The organism is Arthrobacter sp. YAF34 (assembly GCF_052113245.1).
Lineage (GTDB): Bacteria > Actinomycetota > Actinomycetes > Actinomycetales > Micrococcaceae > Arthrobacter.
Genome location: NZ_JBFRCV010000010.1, coordinates 105825 through 122415, shown reverse-complemented (window position 1 = coordinate 122415; position 16591 = coordinate 105825). Strand labels below are relative to the sequence as shown.

The following is a 16591-nucleotide window of genomic DNA, read 5'->3' as shown; positions in this document are numbered from 1 at the left end:
CCCGGCCTAGCTATTCGATGGTGGCGAACAGGGCGTTGAGTTCGGCCGTGAGCTGCCTGCGGAGCTCCGCGGTGCCGATTTCCTGGCCGTCGATGTGGTTCACCGGCGCCAGGAGCCGGATGCTGGAGATCAGCCAGACGGCGTCGGCGTCCAGCAGGTCCTTCGGCTCCAGCGGTCCGTAGCCCAGTTCCCAGCCTGCAGCCTTGGCCGCGGTGAACAGGGCGCCCTGCGAGGTGCCCGGCAGGATGCCGCTGTCCAGCTGCGGGGTGATGAGCCGCCGGATCGTGCGCACGCCGCCGGCGCCGTCGTCCGACGTTTCCAGATGCGCCAGCAGAACGGTCGACGTCGGCCCCTCCAGGACCCGGCCGTCCGCGGACGTGAAGATGACGTCGTCCGCGCCGTGCCGGTGGGCGTGACGCAGCGCCGCCATGTTCACGGCGTAGGAGAGGGTCTTGGCGCCGAGCAGCAGCCAGGGGGCGCGCTCGCCGACTTCGCTGTCGTAGCCGCGGTCCAGCAGGATGACGTCGATTCCGGTCTCGCGCTGGCGGCGCCCCGCCGCCGAGGGGGCGGAGGCCTGGACCCAGCAGGTGGGGGCTGCGGCGCCCTCCGGCCCGCGGGTGACGAGCAGCTTCACCACCACCTCGTCCCCTGCCGCGTCGCCGCCGGCAGCCAGGGCCGGATCCTGGCGCCGGTACTCGCCGATGGCGGTGTCCACGGCACGCCGCCACGCGTCCTCGGCCGGGATGTCCAGCTCCAGCAGGCGGGCCGAGCCGGCCAGCCGGGTCAGGTGCGCCTGGATCTTGCGGGGCCGGCCGCCCACGGCCAGGAGCGATTCGAAAACGCCGTCGCCGCGGGTGGCGCCCAGGTCCGTGGCCATGAGCTGCGGCTTCGACGCGTCCGCCACGCGGCCGCCGTCGAACGCCGGGTCCAGGAAGACCAGCACGGTTGCGGGCGCAGGAACAGCGGCAGGAGAGGTCATGGCAACAGCTTAGTCCCGGTGGTCCCGGGATAGGATTTGCTCGTTGCCCGTTCCGGAACTGTTCCGCGGGCTTGAAGCGTGAGGGGTTCGCCTGTGCTGTGGCAATTTCCGATGGCGGAGACCTTGCCGTCCTGGGCCGTTATGATCCTGACCCTGATCGATTTCGCCATCCGGGTGCTTGTCTTGGGCATCATCCCCGGAAACCGGCGGCCCACCACCGCGATGGCGTGGCTACTGTGCATCTTCATTGTGCCCACCATAGGCCTGCTGTTGTTCCTGCTGTTCGGCAACTTCCGGCTGTCCCGGCGCCGCCGCGCCCAGCAGGAAGCGGTCAACACCAGGATCCGGGCGGGGACGTCGGAACTGCAGGCCGTCGAGAGCCGCTACGCCGGACCGGAATGGGTGGCATCCGCCTCCGAACTGAACAAGACGCTGGGGTCGCTGCCGATGGTGGACGGCAACAGCGTCGAACTGCTGCCTGGCTACCCCGACTCCATCAAGGCGATGACCGAAGCCGTCAGGGGCGCCAAATGGTTTGTCAACGCCGAGTTCTACATCATGAGCTCGGATCACGTCACGGACGATTTGCTGACTGCCATGGAGGAGGCCACGGAGCGCGGCGTCGAGGTCCGCGTCCTCTTTGACCACCTCGGCTCGCTCCGAATCAAGGGCTACCGCCGCCTGAAGGACCGGCTCAACGCCAGCAAGATCCGCTGGCGGCCCATGCTGCCGCTGAGCCCGGTGCACGGCCAATGGCGCCGGCCGGATCTTCGCAACCACCGCAAGATCATGGTAATCGACGGCGAAATCGCCTTCACCGGATCCCAAAACCTCATCGAGCCGTCCTACAACAATCCCAAGCACCGCAAGGTGGGCCGCGAATGGGTGGAGCTCATGGCCTGCCTGCGCGGGCCGATTGTCACCACCTTGAACGTGGTCTTCGCGACCGACTGGCTCAGCGAGACCAACGAATCCCTGGAAGAGCAACTGGAACACCGGCCGGAGCCTCACCCCGGCAACGTCACGGCACAGGTGGTCCCCAGCGGCCCCGGCTTCATCACCGAGAACAACCTGCGGCTCTTCAACACCCTCATCTACTCGGCCCAGCACAAAATCTCGCTGTGCAGCCCCTACTTCGTCCCGGACGACTCGCTCCTGTATGCGGTGACGACGGCGGCGCAGCGCGGCGTCGAAGTGGAACTCTTTGTCTCGGAAAAGGGCGACCAGTTCCTCGTCCACCACGCGCAGCAGTCCTACTACGAGGCCCTGCTCGAGGCGGGCGTGCGGATCTACCTCTACAAAGCCCCGTTTGTGCTGCACGCCAAGCACTTCACGATTGACAACGAAGTTGCGGTGCTGGGCTCCAGCAACATGGACATGCGCTCCTTCTCGCTGAACCTCGAGGTGTCCGTGATGCTCCTCGGCGAGGACATCGTCCAGCGGATCCGTGCCGTGGAGGACACCTACCGCAGCATCTCGCACGAACTGGTGCTCGACGACTGGATGAAACGGCCCATGAAGGTCAAATACGTGGACAACGTGGCGAGGCTGTCGGCCGTGCTGCAGTAACCCTGGCGGCGTCTGGGACTGCAGGCCCGGCCCGTGGTGTTCCTGGAAATACCCGGGAAACTCAGCCTTCGGGAAACGCAGTGCCGAGCGCCGAGAGGACCCCGAACGCCTTGGTCCGGATTTCCTCGTACTCCTCCTGCGGGGTCGAGTCGGCGGTGACGGCACCGCCGACGCCGAGGCTCAGTTCCGCCGTGCCGTCACCGGGGGCCGTTGTCACCAGGGTCCGGATCGCCACGGCAAGGTCGGCGGACCCATTCAGGGAGAAATAGCCGATCGCCCCGGAGTACACGCCCCGCGGCGCGGCCTCCAGCCGGTCCAGAATGGCCATGGTGCTGACCTTCGGGGCGCCGGTCATCGAGCCGGCGGGGAAGCAGGCCGCGACCGCCTCGGCCCGCGGCATCCCGGGCCGCAGCCGGGCGTCGATGGTGCTGACCATCTGGTGCACCGTGGCGTAGCTCTCGATCGCGCACAGCCGGCTGACGGCCACCGAACCGGGGACGGCGAAATGGCTCAGATCATTGCGCAGCAGGTCCACGATCATGATGTTTTCCGCGCGGTCCTTGGCCGAAGACTCCAGCTCCTGCCGCAGGGCCGTGTCCGCACCTGGGTCCGGATCCCGGCGGCGGGTGCCCTTGATCGGTTCGGCCCGCATCCGGCCGTCTTCACCAATCTGCAGGAAACGTTCCGGCGACGTGCTCGCCACCGTCAGCTCGCCGAAGCGCAGATAGCTGGCGAACGGGGCCGGGTTGCGGCCCCGTAGCTGCAGGTAGGTCTGCCACGGATCCGTGCCGCAGGTGCCCGCGGTGGCGGTGGCGGTGAGTGCGGTGGTCAGGCAGACTTCGTAGGTGTTGCCCTCAGCGATCTCACGCTGGGCCTTGGAAACTTTTGCCTTGTAGACGGCCTCGGCGTCCCTGGCGGTGAAGTGTGGCGCAGCGGCGCGGGATGCGGGGGAGCCCGGCATAGGCGAACGGTCTGCAGCGGGTCCGTCCGGCGCGGCGGCCGGCCCCGAACCGGCGGCCGAACTGGACACCGAGGCGGCGACGGCCGCGCGGGCGGAACGAAGCCAGTCCCCGGCGTCGGGCGTGTCCAGGGCGAGCAGCCAGGCCGCACCCTCGGCATGGTCGAGCACCACGGCGCGGCCGGCGAAGATCAGGCAGGCATCCGGGGTGGGAGCCGGGACGTCATTGCCGCCGGTTTCACGCTTGAGTTCGTAGCCCAGGTACCCGAGCCAGCCCAGGGTGAACTCGCAAGGGAAGCCCTCCGGGGCCCGGAGCGCCGGGCGCCCCCAAACGCCGTCGAGCCAGCGGAAGAAGGGGCCGTCGATGGTCACCGTGGCCTGGCCGGCACTCACCCGGGTCAGGCCGGAACTGTGCCGGACCGCCTGCCCGAATCGGCCGCCGTCGTCGGCCAGGATGCTGAAGCGGCTCCGTTCCGCGGACTGGGGGGCGAGGCCCGCCGGGTTCAGGGAGGAGTCGAGCCACACGGCGTGGGCCGAGCCGCCGAAGAGGGTCTCAAACAGCAGCGCCGCCTCCGGCTCGGCGTCGATTCGCTCTGCCCGCAACTGCAGGCCGTCGCGGGCGGCGAGTTCAGGCAACAGGGCCGGGGCGAGGGCGGGAAGATACTGGAGGGCCAGCAGGACGTCGTCGGGGGCTGTGCCGTCCGCGCGGTTGAGTACATGCACATCGGCGCGGCCCGGGACGTCGTCGGCCGCCAGCCATTGCGCTTCCTGGGCCGCCCACTGGTCCCAGAAGGGTTCGTAGGTCTCGCCGTCGCGCGACAGCGCCCGGGCCCGGCGGTCGGAAGCGGAGGAATCCGCCCAGATCACGGCGTCCAGCAGGGGGCGCGCCGCCTCTGCGGCGGCGCCGACGCCCTCCACCAGGACGATTTCGGCCGGGCGTGTGGTGCGGATTTCGCCGTCGTAGTGCCGCTCCCAGTCCCAGCTGACCCACTCCGCGGGCTCGCCGCGCCGCAGCGGCGACAGCACCGTGGTGGCGTAACGCTCGATCCCGGCCGTCAGCCCGTTCCAGCCGGGATAAATGTCCTCCAGGTGGAAGAGCGAGACCTTGTGGTGTTCCCGGAGCCGCGCCGCCAGTTCGATGGCCAGGGTGGTCTTGCCGGAGCCGGACCGCCCGTCGATTGCGATGATGACGGGTGCGGGGCTCATGAAATAGAGCGTACCCGTTGCTGTGCGTTGGGTTGATCGCTGCCATGGCGCTGCCCGTCGAGCCGCTGAAGGTGGCTGCGCACGTGCTCCACGATCCCCGGCACGGAGGCCCGGATGAGGTCCCAGGTGGTGTCAAAGTCGGTGTGGCCGCCGTACCAGGGGTCCTCGATGCCCTGCTCCAGAGGGTCCTTATCCGCCACCGCGGGATCAAAGCTGCGGAGCATGCGGATCTTGGCCCGGGACTCACGGTCTGGCGCCGCCTGACGGAGCCAGCCGTAGTGGTCGACGTCGAGGGCCAGGATCAGCTCGCGGCTGACGAACCATTCGGGCTGCCATTCGCGCGCCACGTGGCGGCTGGAGGAAATGTTCTGGGACGTAAGTTTGCGCGCGGCCCGGGGATCGATGGGGCGGCCGACCTCATACGCCGTGGTTCCGGCGGAATCGACCACGGCCCCGGCGAGGCGTTCGGTCCGGAATGCCTCCGCCAGCATGAGCTCGGCCATCGGAGACCGGCAGATGTTTCCGGTGCAGACCGCGATGATCCGGTACTGGCTCGGCATTGAGGTCATAGCTAAGCATGGACGATCTCAGGCCTCTTGGCTAGCGGAGGTCCCGAAATGTTACAGAAAATGTCAAACTCAAGTCACGATTTGTCATGTCCGGAGTGGGCGTCGGGTGCACCGCCGCGCCCGAGGTGCCCGAGCAGCGCGTCCAGGATGGGCAGCTGGCCCTTCACGAGCCTGAAGCGGGCTTCTTCCTCCGTGGCCCATTCGGCATGGTCGATCTCAGGGAAGCTGCGGATTGCGCCGGATCCCTTGGGCCATTCCAGGGCGAAGGTGTTGCTCTGGATTTGTTCGGGCTGAAAGTCCGCTTCGGCCGTGAAGACGGTGATGATCTTTCCGGAGGGCTGCCGGAAGTCGCCGAGCCGGTGGTAGGCGGCCGCAGGTGCCGGCGTGCCGATTTCCTCTGCGAATTCACGGTGCGCCGCCGACAGCGGGTCCTCTCCGGCGGGGTATTCGCCTTTGGGGATGGACCAGGCCCGGGCGTCCTTGCGGGCCCAGAACGGTCCGCCCATGTGGGCGATCCAGACCTCCAGCTGCGGCGTGCCGCCAGGCGGGGGTGTATCAGCGGGCCGGGGGGTGCCGCTTAATCGGTACAGCAGAATGCCGGCGCTCCGAACGGTCATGACTCCTCCTGCCCCAAGGGTATGTCCCGGAGCCCGGGCCCCGGCGCTTAGTGGATCGAGGCGAGCAGGATGCCGACGCCGACGAAGAGCGCGCCGAACGTCCGGTTCAGGGCTTTCTGTCCGCGGGCGTCATGGGTGAAGCGCTGGAAGGACCTGGCCGCCGCCGCGAAGAAGAACCACATGACCGCGATGTCGATCACGATCACGGTGACGGACAGGACCGCGTACTGCGGCAGCAGCGGCTGCTCCGGCCGGATGAACTGGGGCATGAAGGCCAGGAAGAAGACCACGGCTTTGGGGTTGAGCAGATTGACCCACAGGCCGCGGCGGAACATGGAGAACGCCGGTTCGTTGCGCAGGGCGGCGGCCTTCTCCTGGTCCAGGTCCGGTTTGTGCAGGAACTGCCGGATGCCCAGATAGACCAGGTAGGCGGCCCCGGCATAGCGGATCACGTTGAACGCGACCGGTGAGCTCGCCACGAGGACCCCGACGCCGAGGGCAACGATCAGGATGTGCACCACGAGGGCGGCCTGCTGGCCCAGGATGCCCCAGATGGAGCGGCGGAATCCTGAGTTCAGGGAGTTGCTCATGGTGTTGATGGCGCCCGCGCCGGGGGTGAAACTGATCAGGACGCCGGCGCCGGCCAAGGCCAGCCAAAGGGAGGGTTGCACCCGCCAAGCTTACGGTCCCGGACGGGCCCGCCCGAAGTGCATGACGCGCCGGCTGCATTCACCTTATGGCCCGTTGGATGCCCGGGGATTCAGTCGCCGCGGAGGCCGTAGCTGAGAATCATGTTCCCCTTGCTGGTCTCCTGGGACTCTTGCAGCACCAGCCTGGTGAGGGGATCGCCGTCGTTGAAGAGCCGCCGGCCGCTGCCCGCAACCACCGGATGGACGATGAGCATCAGGGTGTCGAGCAGGCCCGCGTACAACAATTGGCGGACCAGCGAGATGCTGCTGAAGACCCCAATGTCGCCGCCGTCGCTGTTCTTCAAGCCCGCCACGAAGTCTTCCAGCGGACCCTCGATCAGGTGCGAATTCTGCCATTCGAGGTCCCCGGTCAGCGTCCGGGATGCAACGTACTTCGGCAGCCGGTTGATGAAGCCGGCGAAGTCGGCGTCGCTTTCGGCGTTCGGCCAGTAGTCGGCCCACTGCTGGTAGCCGACCCGGCCCAGGAGCCCCATATCGATCCGGCCCATCATCTCGCCCATCCCGGCGCCCAGTTCCGCGTCGAAACTGTCGAACTGCCACAGGAAGGGATCTTCAACCACCCCGTCCACGGAGCAGAAGAGGCCGGCCGTCACTTTGCGCATGGGTTCTCCTTCGTCGCGGGTTCTTTCGAGCACCCTATCGGCAGATCGGGAAGCAGGGAATGGCTGAGAGGAACCCGGCCGCGACCACCCCGGACGGCAGCTGAGCCGCCGTCCGGGGCAGGGTTTGCGTCCGGAGCGGTGCTGCCGGATGGAATGTCCCGTCAGGAGCGCCGGCCCAGGACGTGCAGGGAGCTCTAGCCGTTGGAGGTGGCGCCGGCCGCGGCGTCGTCCGCATCCCCATCGTTCGGGCCCCCATGGCCGCCGCCGGGACCGGCCTGGGTCCCGGTCACTTTGAAGTTCGCATCCAGCAGGACGGTGGCGCGGGTGCCGTCCGCCTTGGTGATGTGCGCTTCGTAGGTGGCGCCGTCGGCGTCGGTCTCCATCCGCTCGATCGTCGCGCCGGGCTGGGCGGCCTTCACTGCCGCCTCGACCTTCGTGGCGGTGTCGCCGGTGAGGACCACCTCTGTCTTGCCGTTGGCCTGGTGCGGTCCGCCCTGGCCGCCGCCGGGCGTTCCGTACCCGTTGCCGTACCCGTCCGGGGCCGCGGTGCTTGACGAGGAGGTGCCGGTGCCGTCGGCGGCCATTGCGGGGATGGCCGCCGCGCCGATCGCGCCGATCGTGCCGCCGCCGATCACCGCGGCGAGCATGATGCCGGCCGTGGTCTTGTTAATCTGTGCCATGGTGAAACTCCTTTGCTGGGGCCCGGGAAACCGGGCCGGCCGAGGACTCGGCCTGCACCCAGCCTCATCGCGGCAGGTATGGCAGCACTTTGGCAGCGCTGTGTCCGCGCTGTGAGTACATGACGGGCGCGTCCAGTCACCTGCAACGTGCGCGAACCAGCCCAGCCACCCTTACTAAAGCTGCCGGGCGTCGCTTAGGCCCGGGCGATGACCTCGCCGTTGGGGATCAGGAACCAGCCGTCGTCGGTGGAGCCCCAGCGATGCCAGCCGGCGGAAATCCGGGCCAGGTCCGCCTCGGTGGCAAAGCCGTACTCGAGTGCCTGGTCGGCAAAGGAGGAGTGCAGCACCCGCTCGCCCCAGACCCGGGCCTGCCACCGCCGCTGCTGTCCGGTGGCGTAGAGCCAGTTGCTGCTCGACGGCGCCACGTCCGTGAACCCGGCGGCCTGCGCCCAGGACACGAGCCGGCGGCCGGCGTCGGGTTCGGCACCGTTGCGGCGGGCGATCCGCTGGTACAGCTCCATCCAGTCGTCGAGCTCGGGGATGGCCGGGTACCAGCTCATGCCGTGGAAGTCGGCGTCGCGCACCGCCACGATGCCGCCGGCCTTGGCCGCCCGGCGCATCTCCCGCAGGGCCGCGACCGGGTCCGTGAGGTGCTGCAGGACCTGATGGGCGTGGACGACGTCGAACGACTCGTCCGGGAAGTCGAGGTCGTAGACGTTGCCGCTGGAAAAATCGACGTTGTCCACACCGCGCTCGGCGGCGAGGGCTGCGGCCTGGGCGATGACGTCGGGGGAGCGGTCCAGGCCCGTGACCCTGCCCGGGGCCACCAGCTCCGCGAAGTCGCAGGTGATGCTGCCCGGCCCGCAGCCGACGTCGAGCACGGACACCCCGGGTGTGAGATGCGGGAGCACGAACGCTGCCGAGTTTTCCGCCGTGCGGGTGGCATGGGCGCGGACCACCGACGCGTGATGGCCGTGGGTGTACACATCGTCAGGCTGCTGCGCACTCATAATGGAACGCTACCCTCCCGCGACCGGAAATGGGCGGCTAGTTGGGGAGTGGCTCCGGAGTCTGGCCGCGGGCAGCTTCCTCGCCGGCCCGGACGGTGGCGTCGATCATCGAGTTCATGAACCGGGTGACGATCTCCAGTTCCTCCGGCGTGAAGTGCTCGATCGCCGCGCCCATGTGCCGGGCCAGCGGAAGGAACATGGCGCCGCCGTCCCGGTACGCCTTGGGTGTCATGCGCAGCTGCACCTGCCGGCGGTCCGGGCCCTCGCGCTCGCGGACCACGTGGCCGGAACTGTGGAGCCGGTCGATCAGTGCTGTGGTGGCGGGGGAGCTGAGGTTCAGCTCTTTCCTGAGCACGCCCGGAGTGACAATCTGGTGCCGCGCGGTGTGCTGCATGATGACGGCCAGAGCGTTCAGGTCGGTGCGGTGCATGTCGTTGCGGCCGCCGGCCGAGTCCACGTAGCGGTTGGCTTCGAGATTGAATTCCTGCAGGAGCCGGACGAGCGGAGGCGGACCGGCCGCGTCGGGGGGCGCTGTGTCTTCGGATGGGCCCCGGATTTCGGCTGACACTGCGGACCTCCTTTATTCCTAGATCTGGCATACCTGAATACGGCCGCGTCGGTCTGACCGCGGCCCGTCGGCGTCGTCGACGGCGCCCTCGGGAGTTTACTGCAGTGGCCGCAGCAGTACGTACCGCAGCGAATACTGCAACCAGACCGGCCCGGACTGTCCTTCCATTCTCCTCCGGCACGTGCGCCTTGGGGTTATCTCCATGATAGAGATAGTCTACTATGGAGTTGATTCCTCGTCCCCTCCGAATCGCACCCTAGAAGGACACATGAAAACGACTTCGCCCCCGACGCCGCGCGTACCGTTCTGGCTGCGTTGGCTGATTCCCGCAGTGCTCGTCGTGGCCTGGCTGGCGATCGCCGGCATCGGCGGCCCGACGTTTGGGCGCCTGAGTGAGGTCTCATCCAACGACCAGGCTTCCTTCCTGCCCGCCGGCGCCGAGGCCACCGAAGCCCAGGACTGGCAGGCCAAGTTCCGTGACTCCAAGGAAATCCCCGCCGTGATCGTGGTCGAGAGCGATGCCGCCTTCACCCCGGCCGAGCTCGGCGAAGCCGCCGCACTCAAGGGCAGGCTGGAGGCCCTGCAGGTCGGCAGCACGGTGATCGGCCCCATCCCGTCCGCGGATGCCAAGGCGGTCCAGTTCGTGGTGCCCATCGCTTCCTCGGCTGAAGTCAAGGCGGTAGTCAAGGACCTGCGCAGCGAGATTCAGGCGTCCGCGCCGGCGGGAATGAGGACCTTCGTCACCGGGCCGGCCGGGCTCACGGCGGACCTGGCGAGTGCCTTTGCCGGAATTGACGGCATCCTGCTGCTCGTGGCCCTCGGCGCCGTGTTCCTGATCCTGCTGATCGTCTACCGCTCCCTGCTGCTGCCCGTCCTGGTGCTGCTCACCTCGGTCTTCGCACTTTGCGCCGCGATCCTGCTGGTGTTCAGCATGGCCAAAGCTGGCTGGATCCAGCTGAACGGCCAAAGCCAGGGCATCCTGTCCATCCTGGTGATCGGCGCGGCCACGGACTACGCCCTGCTGTACGTTGCGCGGTTCCGCGAAGCCCTGACGCACACCACCAACCGCACGGCTGCAGCAATCACGGCGTGGAAGGCGGCCTGGGAGCCGATCCTGGCCTCCGGCGCCACCGTGATCATCGCGCTGCTTTGCCTGCTGTTCTCCGACCTTAACTCCAACAAGGCGCTCGGGCCGGTAGCCGCCGCGGGCATCCTCTGCGCGCTTTTCGCCGCCCTGACCCTGCTGCCCGCCCTGATGGCGCTCTTCGGCCGGGCCGCGTTCTGGCCGTTCCGGCCGAAGCTCCTCCCGGAAACCGAACGGGAACCGGAACTGGTCACCGGGCTCGAGGGCCAGAAAGGACTCTGGCGGGCCACCGGTTCGCTCGTTTCCCGCCGGCCGCGCGCGGTCTGGGTGGCCTCGGTCCTGCTGCTACTCGTCGCGGGGACCGGCCTCCTGCAGCTCAAAGCCAACGGCGTCGCCCAGACCGATGTCATCCTCACTGCCTCCAATGCCGTCGACGGGCAGGAAGCCCTGGGCCGGCACTTCGACGCCGGATCCGGCAGCCCGGCGGTGATCGTGGCCGACGAGGCCAAGGCGCAGGACGTGCTGGCGAAAGCCAAGGCCAGCGACGGCGTCGGCGACGCCTACCTGCTGGCCGAGGGCGGCGCCCCGGTTATTGCCGGTGCCCCGGGCGCCCCGGCTGCCCCGGCAGTCAGGGACGGCAAGGTTCTGATCAACGCGACGCTGAACTACGCCGCGGACTCAAATGACGCCGAGAACGTCGTGCTCTCGCTCCGCCAGGAACTCAGGACCGTTGACAGCGGCGTGCTGGTCGGCGGCGTCACCGCCACCGCCCTGGATACCAACACCACCGCCCAGCGCGACCTCGTCACCATCATCCCGGTGGTCCTGGGCGTCATCCTGGTCATTCTCATGCTGCTGCTGCGTTCGGTGCTTGCGCCGGCCCTGCTGGTCGCCTCCGTGGTCCTGTCCTACGGCGCGGCGATGGGCGTTTCAGCCTTCGTATTCAACAACATCTTCGGCTTCCCGGGAGCGGACGCGACGGTGCCCCTGTTTGGCTTCGTCTTCCTCGTGGCACTGGGCGTCGACTACAACATCTTCCTCATGAGCCGGGTCCGGGAGGAGTCGATCAAGCACGGCACCCGGGCCGGGGTCCTGCGCGGCCTCGCCGTGACGGGCGGGGTCATCACCTCCGCGGGCGTGATCCTCGCGGCCACCTTCGCGGCCCTGGGGGTCATTCCGATCATGTTCCTGGTGCAGCTGGCCTTCATCGTCGCGTTCGGCGTCTTGCTGGACACGGTGCTGGTCCGCTCCCTGCTGGTGCCCGCGCTGGCCTACGACATCGGCCCGCGGATCTGGTGGCCCGGCAAGCTCGGCCGTCCGGAGAACGACGCCGCTGCCCGCGCCGGGGCCCCGTCCCCCCGCCGTGCGGATAGCGAAGAGGCCGGGGTCCGCTAGGCGGACCCAAAGCCGCAGCCGCCGTCACTGTCCCTGGTCCCCCCACCAGGCGACGGTGGCGGCGGCTGCTTCGTCCAGCGGGGTCGGCGCCAGGCCCAGGGCGGCCTGGCTCGCGGAGGATTCCATCACGAACGGCCGCTCGAACTGGTACAGCGTCTCCGCGAGCTCCCGCATGTCGGGGGAAAACGCCCCCATCGCCTTCAGCGCCCAGCTGGGGACGGCGGTGAGACGCGGCGCCCTGGCGCCGGCTGCCGTCGCGAAGGCGCCCGCGATTTCGCGCTGGGTCAGCGCGGGCCCGGTGGGTGCGTGCCATACCCGGTTCCACAGCTTCGGCCGGCCTGCCGCCGCAATCATGGCGGCCGCGAGGTCCGGAACATAGGTGAAGGAATGGGGCTGGTCCGCCCGGCCGATCACCATCAGGGATTTGCCCGCCAGCACCGGCTTCACCATGCGCTCGCCGGCGTGCGCCCCGCGGACCCTGGGGCCGAAGAAATCGCCCGCCACCACGCTCACGGTGTCCGTCGCGGACTCCGCGCGGGCCTTCAGAAGTGCCGTCCGGATACCTCGTTTGCCGTCCTGGGCCTCGCGCGGGCCGTCCTCGACCATCGGCCGCCCCGGCGCGCTGTAGGAGTACAGGCTTTCCGGGAAGACGACGACGGCGCCCGCCGCGCCCGCCGCGGCCAGCACGCTCTGCTCGGCTGCAGGCAATTCCCGGGCCCAGGCGTCGGCGCTGTACCGCGAGCCGTGGATGCAGTGGAAGAGCGCCGCGGCGCCGTGGAAGGCCGTGCCCAATCCGGCCGGGTCCGAGACATCGATGGACATTTTCTCGACCAGCGGGTGGGCCGGCCCGCTGGCTGACCTCGTCACGATGCGCACGTGATGGCCCGCGTCGGCCAGTTGTTCGGTGACCGTCCAGCCGACCGGGCCGGCTCCCGTGACGACGTAGAGGCGGGATGATTCGTTGCCGGGGGCGCCAGTTGGGGACATTCCGATCTCCTTAGAAATAGTGAGAGCGGTGCTCTCTCGATTCAGGATGCGCCGCAAGACAAGGCATGTCAAGAGCGGTGCTCACATTTGTTGACAGTGCTCTTGTTTGTGGAATGCTGGTCTCATGCCAGAGGACAGAGTCACATCCGCCGCCGAAGCCGGCTCGGGGGCCGCCGGGAAGTCCGCCGGGCCTGGCGCGTCCCACCCGGGCACACCGCGCGAGCGGGCCCGGGCCCGGACCATAGCCGACATCCTGCGCCTGGGCCGGGAACATCTGGCGCAGCACGGGGCCGCCGCCCTGTCCCTCCGCGCCGTGGCCCGGGACCTCGGCGTCGTGTCTTCTGCGGTGTACCGCTATGTGGACAGCCGGGAGGAGCTGCTGACGCTTCTGCTGATTGACGCCTACAACGAACTCGGCGATGAAGTGGATGCCGCCGTCGCGGCCGTGCCGGAGGGCGATTTTGCCGGCCAGTTTGCGGCCCTGGGCCGCGCGGTGCGGGGCTGGGCGCTGCGCGAGCCCGCCCGCTATGCCCTTCTTTTCGGCAGTCCCGTGCCCGGCTACCGGGCTCCCGCCGAGCGGACTACCGGCCCCGGGACCCGGGTGATTTATGCCCTCATGGCGGTTCTCGACGCCGCTTTCCGCGCCGGGCAGCTCTCGGTGCGCGGCGACCGGAGTCCGGCCGTGGCCGCGGGGCTGGCCGGGGATCTGGCGAACATCCGGTCGGAGTTCGGGTTGGCCGTGCCGGATGACCTCCTGGCCCGCGGCGCCCTGGCCTGGACCTCACTCTTCGGCGCCGTTAGCTTCGAAGTCTTTGGCCAGTACGGCACGGAAGCGTTTACCGACCGGGAGCTGCTCTTTGACCACCATCTCGCGGTGCTGGCCGACGTCGCCGGGCTCCCGGCAGGCGCGCCCACCCCCTGAGCGGGGTCCCCCTGTTGCCCCGCGGTGACGCTCGATAGACTGCCCCTGCGCCCGCACGGGCGCAGCCGATGCTTGCGGGAAGGATCCATCGATGTCAGAGGAAAATCTGTCCGAAGAAAACCTGCCTGAAGGGAACAGGCCTGACGAGAACAGGGGCGGAAGAGCAGCCCCCGGGAGCGCTGAAGCGGGTGCGGTGGAAGGCGCAGTGGCCGAGGGACAGTACGTCGAGGGCGACTACGGGTCCGCGGGCGCGGCTGGCGAAGTCCCGCCCACGGCCGTCGAGGGGGAATATGCGACGGGGGACTACGGCACCGCCGGCGTGGCCGGAGCGGCCGCCGTCGGCGAGGTGGAAGGCGACTATCCCGAGGGCGACTACGGCGAGGCCGGGGTGGCGGGGTCCGGCGTCTCCGGCGAGGCCGTCTCCGGGGATGCGGTCTCCGCGGGTGCCGGAGCCGAGGAAGGCGAATATCCCGAGGGGGACTACGGGACCGCAGGATCGGCCGGTCCCCGGCGCCCCGGCAGGCCGGAGGCGGGAACGGCATCCGGGGACGACGCGGAGCGGCGCGAGGACTAGCGGGGGAAGCGGCGGCGGGCCCACAACGGGCCCGCCGCCGCGCCGCCGGCGCTCATTGAGGGGGTTCGCGCAGGGCGAAACCCCGTAGCAATGGCGGCGGAACGGCTGAAATCCGGGGAATTCGGGCGGGGGAAGGCGGCCGCGGAGTCGCCTGGACGCAAGGTTGAGTCGATGTCACTCAACTTTGGATTGACTTAAGTTCCGGTCTGGGTAAAGTTGAGTGTAGATCGCTCAATAACTGTCGGACCTCCTTTGGTCCGCGGCCTTCTCGATTCCAGGAAAGTAAGGAACCAATCCATGTCACGTGCAGTAGGTATCGACCTCGGAACCACTAACTCCGTCGTCTCCGTTCTCGAAGGTGGCGAGCCCACCGTCATTGCCAACGCCGAGGGCGGCCGCACCACGCCGTCGGTTGTTGCCTTCTCCAAGTCCGGTGAAGTCCTTGTCGGCGAGATCGCCAAGCGCCAGGCCGTCAACAACATTGACCGCACCATCGCTTCCGTCAAGCGCCACATGGGCACCGACTGGACCGTCGCCATTGACGACAAGAAGTACACGGCGCAGGAAATCTCCGCCCGCATCCTCATGAAGCTCAAGAACGACGCCGAGTCCTACCTCGGCGAAAAGGTCACCGACGCCGTCGTCACCGTTCCGGCGTACTTCAACGATGCCCAGCGCCAGGCCACCAAGGAAGCCGGAGAAATCGCCGGCCTCAACGTCCTGCGCATCGTCAACGAGCCCACCGCGGCTGCACTGGCCTACGGCCTGGACAAGGGCAAGGAAGACGAACTCATCCTGGTCTTCGACCTCGGCGGCGGAACCTTCGACGTGTCCCTCCTTGAGGTCGGCAAGGACGAAGACAACTTCTCCACCATCCAGGTCCGCGCCACTGCCGGTGACAACCACCTCGGCGGCGACGACTGGGACCAGCGCGTCGTGGACTACCTGCTGAACCAGCTCAAGGTCAAGGGCATCGACCTCAGCAAGGACAAGATCGCCCTGCAGCGCCTCCGCGAGGCTGCCGAACAGGCCAAGAAGGAACTCTCCTCCTCCTCCAGCACCAACGTCTCGCTCCAGTACCTGTCCGTCACCCCCGACGGCCCGGTCCACCTGGACGAGCAGCTGACCCGCGCCAAGTTCCAGGACCTCACCAAGGACCTGCTGGACCGCACCAAGAAGCCGTTCCAGGACGTCATCAAGGAAGCTGGCATCAAGCTCTCCGAGATCGACCACATCGTCCTCGTCGGCGGCTCCACCCGTATGCCGGCCGTCTACGACCTCGTCAAGGAACTGGCTGGCGGCAAGGAGCCCAACAAGGGCGTCAACCCGGATGAGGTCGTCGCCGTCGGTGCCGCCCTTCAGGCCGGCGTCCTCAAGGGTGAGCGCAAGGACGTGCTCCTGATTGACGTCACCCCGTTGTCCTTGGGCATCGAAACCAAGGGCGGCATCATGACGCACCTGATCGAGCGCAACACGGCCATCCCCACCAAGCGGAGCGAGACCTTCACCACCGCGGATGACAACCAGCCGTCCGTGGCCATCCAGGTCTTCCAGGGCGAGCGTGAATTTACCCGCGACAACAAGCCGCTGGGCACGTTCGAACTGACCGGCATCGCCCCGGCTCCCCGCGGCGTCCCGCAGGTCGAGGTCACCTTCGACATCGACGCCAATGGCATTGTGCACGTCTCGGCGAAGGACAAGGGCACCGGCAAGGAACAGTCCATGACCATCACCGGCGGTACCGCACTGTCCAAGGAAGACATCGACCGCATGGTCCACGACGCCGAAGAGCACGCAGCCGAGGACAAGGCGCGCCGCGAGGCCACCGACACCCGCAACACGGCCGAACAGCTCGCGTACTCCGTGGACAAGCTGATCGCGGACAACGCCGACAAGCTGCCGGAAGAGGTCAAGACCGAGGTCAAGGCCGACGTCGACGCGCTCAAGAAGGCCCTCGAAGGCACCGATGACGCCGCCGTGAAGACCGCGTTTGAGAAGCTGCAGGCTTCTCAGAGCAAGCTGGGCGAAGCCATCTACGCCCACGCCGGATCCCCCGACGGCGCCACCGGCGCGGAGGGCGCCCCCGCGGGCGAGCAGGCAGCCGGTTCCGATGAGGACATCGTCGACGCCGAAATCGTTGACGAAGACGAGAAGAAGTAAT

At 68.2% G+C, this 16591-nt stretch carries 15 protein-coding genes; 5 read left to right on the top strand and 10 right to left on the bottom strand.

Annotated features, from left to right (window positions below; genetic code table 11):
- Positions 1–10 precede the first annotated feature (10 nt).
- Positions 11–979 carry an aminodeoxychorismate lyase gene (locus AB4Y72_RS13720; protein WP_441426710.1) on the bottom strand — a complete coding sequence of 323 codons (969 nt, stop codon included), beginning with the start codon at positions 977–979 and terminating at the stop codon, positions 11–13.
- A 141-nt stretch (positions 980–1120) separates the two neighbouring features.
- Here AB4Y72_RS13720 and cls point away from each other — a divergent pair, with 141 nt between their 5' ends.
- On the top strand, positions 1121–2548 hold the full coding sequence (gene cls / locus AB4Y72_RS13715; RefSeq protein WP_441426773.1) for a cardiolipin synthase: 1428 nt from the start codon (positions 1121–1123) through the stop codon (positions 2546–2548).
- Between the two features lie 61 nt (positions 2549–2609).
- Here cls and pabB read toward each other — a convergent pair whose 3' ends face one another.
- The 8 genes from pabB to AB4Y72_RS13675 all read right to left on the bottom strand — a co-directional run bounded on the left by pabB (position 2610) and on the right by AB4Y72_RS13675 (position 9468).
- Complete coding sequence (gene pabB / locus AB4Y72_RS13710; RefSeq protein WP_441426709.1) at positions 2610–4712, bottom strand: aminodeoxychorismate synthase component I; 2103 nt, start codon at positions 4710–4712, stop codon at positions 2610–2612.
- Entirely contained in the window at positions 4709–5281 is a 573-nt protein-coding gene (locus AB4Y72_RS13705; RefSeq protein ID WP_441426708.1) for a low molecular weight protein-tyrosine-phosphatase, read from the bottom strand. Before AB4Y72_RS13705 ends, pabB begins: the two co-directional genes overlap by 4 nt.
- 74 nt (positions 5282–5355) lie before the next feature.
- The gene (locus AB4Y72_RS13700; RefSeq protein ID WP_441426707.1) at positions 5356–5898 is read right to left on the bottom strand and encodes an NUDIX domain-containing protein; all 543 of its coding nucleotides are present in this window, start codon (positions 5896–5898) and stop codon (positions 5356–5358) included.
- Positions 5899–5945: 47 nt separating this feature from the next.
- The gene (locus AB4Y72_RS13695) at positions 5946–6569 is read right to left on the bottom strand and encodes a LysE family transporter (protein WP_441426706.1); all 624 of its coding nucleotides are present in this window, start codon (positions 6567–6569) and stop codon (positions 5946–5948) included.
- Between the two features lie 89 nt (positions 6570–6658).
- Positions 6659–7210 (bottom strand): dihydrofolate reductase family protein, encoded by a 552-nt coding sequence (locus AB4Y72_RS13690; protein ID WP_441426705.1) that lies wholly within the window; start codon positions 7208–7210, stop codon positions 6659–6661.
- A gap of 194 nt (positions 7211–7404) precedes the next feature.
- On the bottom strand, positions 7405–7890 hold the full coding sequence (locus AB4Y72_RS13685) for a hypothetical protein (RefSeq protein WP_441426704.1): 486 nt from the start codon (positions 7888–7890) through the stop codon (positions 7405–7407).
- Between the two features lie 194 nt (positions 7891–8084).
- Positions 8085–8900 (bottom strand): methyltransferase domain-containing protein, encoded by an 816-nt coding sequence (locus AB4Y72_RS13680; protein ID WP_441426703.1) that lies wholly within the window; start codon positions 8898–8900, stop codon positions 8085–8087.
- A 37-nt stretch (positions 8901–8937) separates the two neighbouring features.
- Complete coding sequence (locus AB4Y72_RS13675; protein ID WP_441426702.1) at positions 8938–9468, bottom strand: MarR family winged helix-turn-helix transcriptional regulator; 531 nt, start codon at positions 9466–9468, stop codon at positions 8938–8940.
- A 268-nt stretch (positions 9469–9736) separates the two neighbouring features.
- Between AB4Y72_RS13675 and AB4Y72_RS13670 the strand changes: the two genes are divergently transcribed.
- The gene (locus AB4Y72_RS13670; protein WP_441426701.1) at positions 9737–11947 is read left to right on the top strand and encodes an MMPL family transporter; all 2211 of its coding nucleotides are present in this window, start codon (positions 9737–9739) and stop codon (positions 11945–11947) included.
- Positions 11948–11971: 24 nt separating this feature from the next.
- Here the strand turns inward: AB4Y72_RS13670 and AB4Y72_RS13665 are convergent, their stop codons facing one another.
- On the bottom strand, positions 11972–12934 hold the full coding sequence (locus tag AB4Y72_RS13665) for an NAD-dependent epimerase/dehydratase family protein (protein WP_441426700.1): 963 nt from the start codon (positions 12932–12934) through the stop codon (positions 11972–11974).
- 124 nt (positions 12935–13058) lie between these two features.
- Here AB4Y72_RS13665 and AB4Y72_RS13660 point away from each other — a divergent pair, with 124 nt between their 5' ends.
- The 3 genes from AB4Y72_RS13660 (at position 13059) to dnaK (ending at position 16590) form a co-directional block, all read left to right on the top strand.
- A complete protein-coding gene (locus tag AB4Y72_RS13660) occupies positions 13059–13856 on the top strand; it encodes a TetR/AcrR family transcriptional regulator (RefSeq protein ID WP_441426699.1) in 798 nt (265 codons plus the stop codon).
- 91 nt (positions 13857–13947) lie between these two features.
- Positions 13948–14430, top strand: a complete 483-nt coding sequence (locus tag AB4Y72_RS13655; protein ID WP_441426698.1) for a hypothetical protein — start codon at positions 13948–13950, stop codon at positions 14428–14430.
- Positions 14431–14727: 297 nt separating this feature from the next.
- Positions 14728–16590 (top strand): molecular chaperone DnaK, encoded by a 1863-nt coding sequence (dnaK, locus tag AB4Y72_RS13650; protein ID WP_441426697.1) that lies wholly within the window; start codon positions 14728–14730, stop codon positions 16588–16590.
- Position 16591 lies beyond the last annotated feature (1 nt).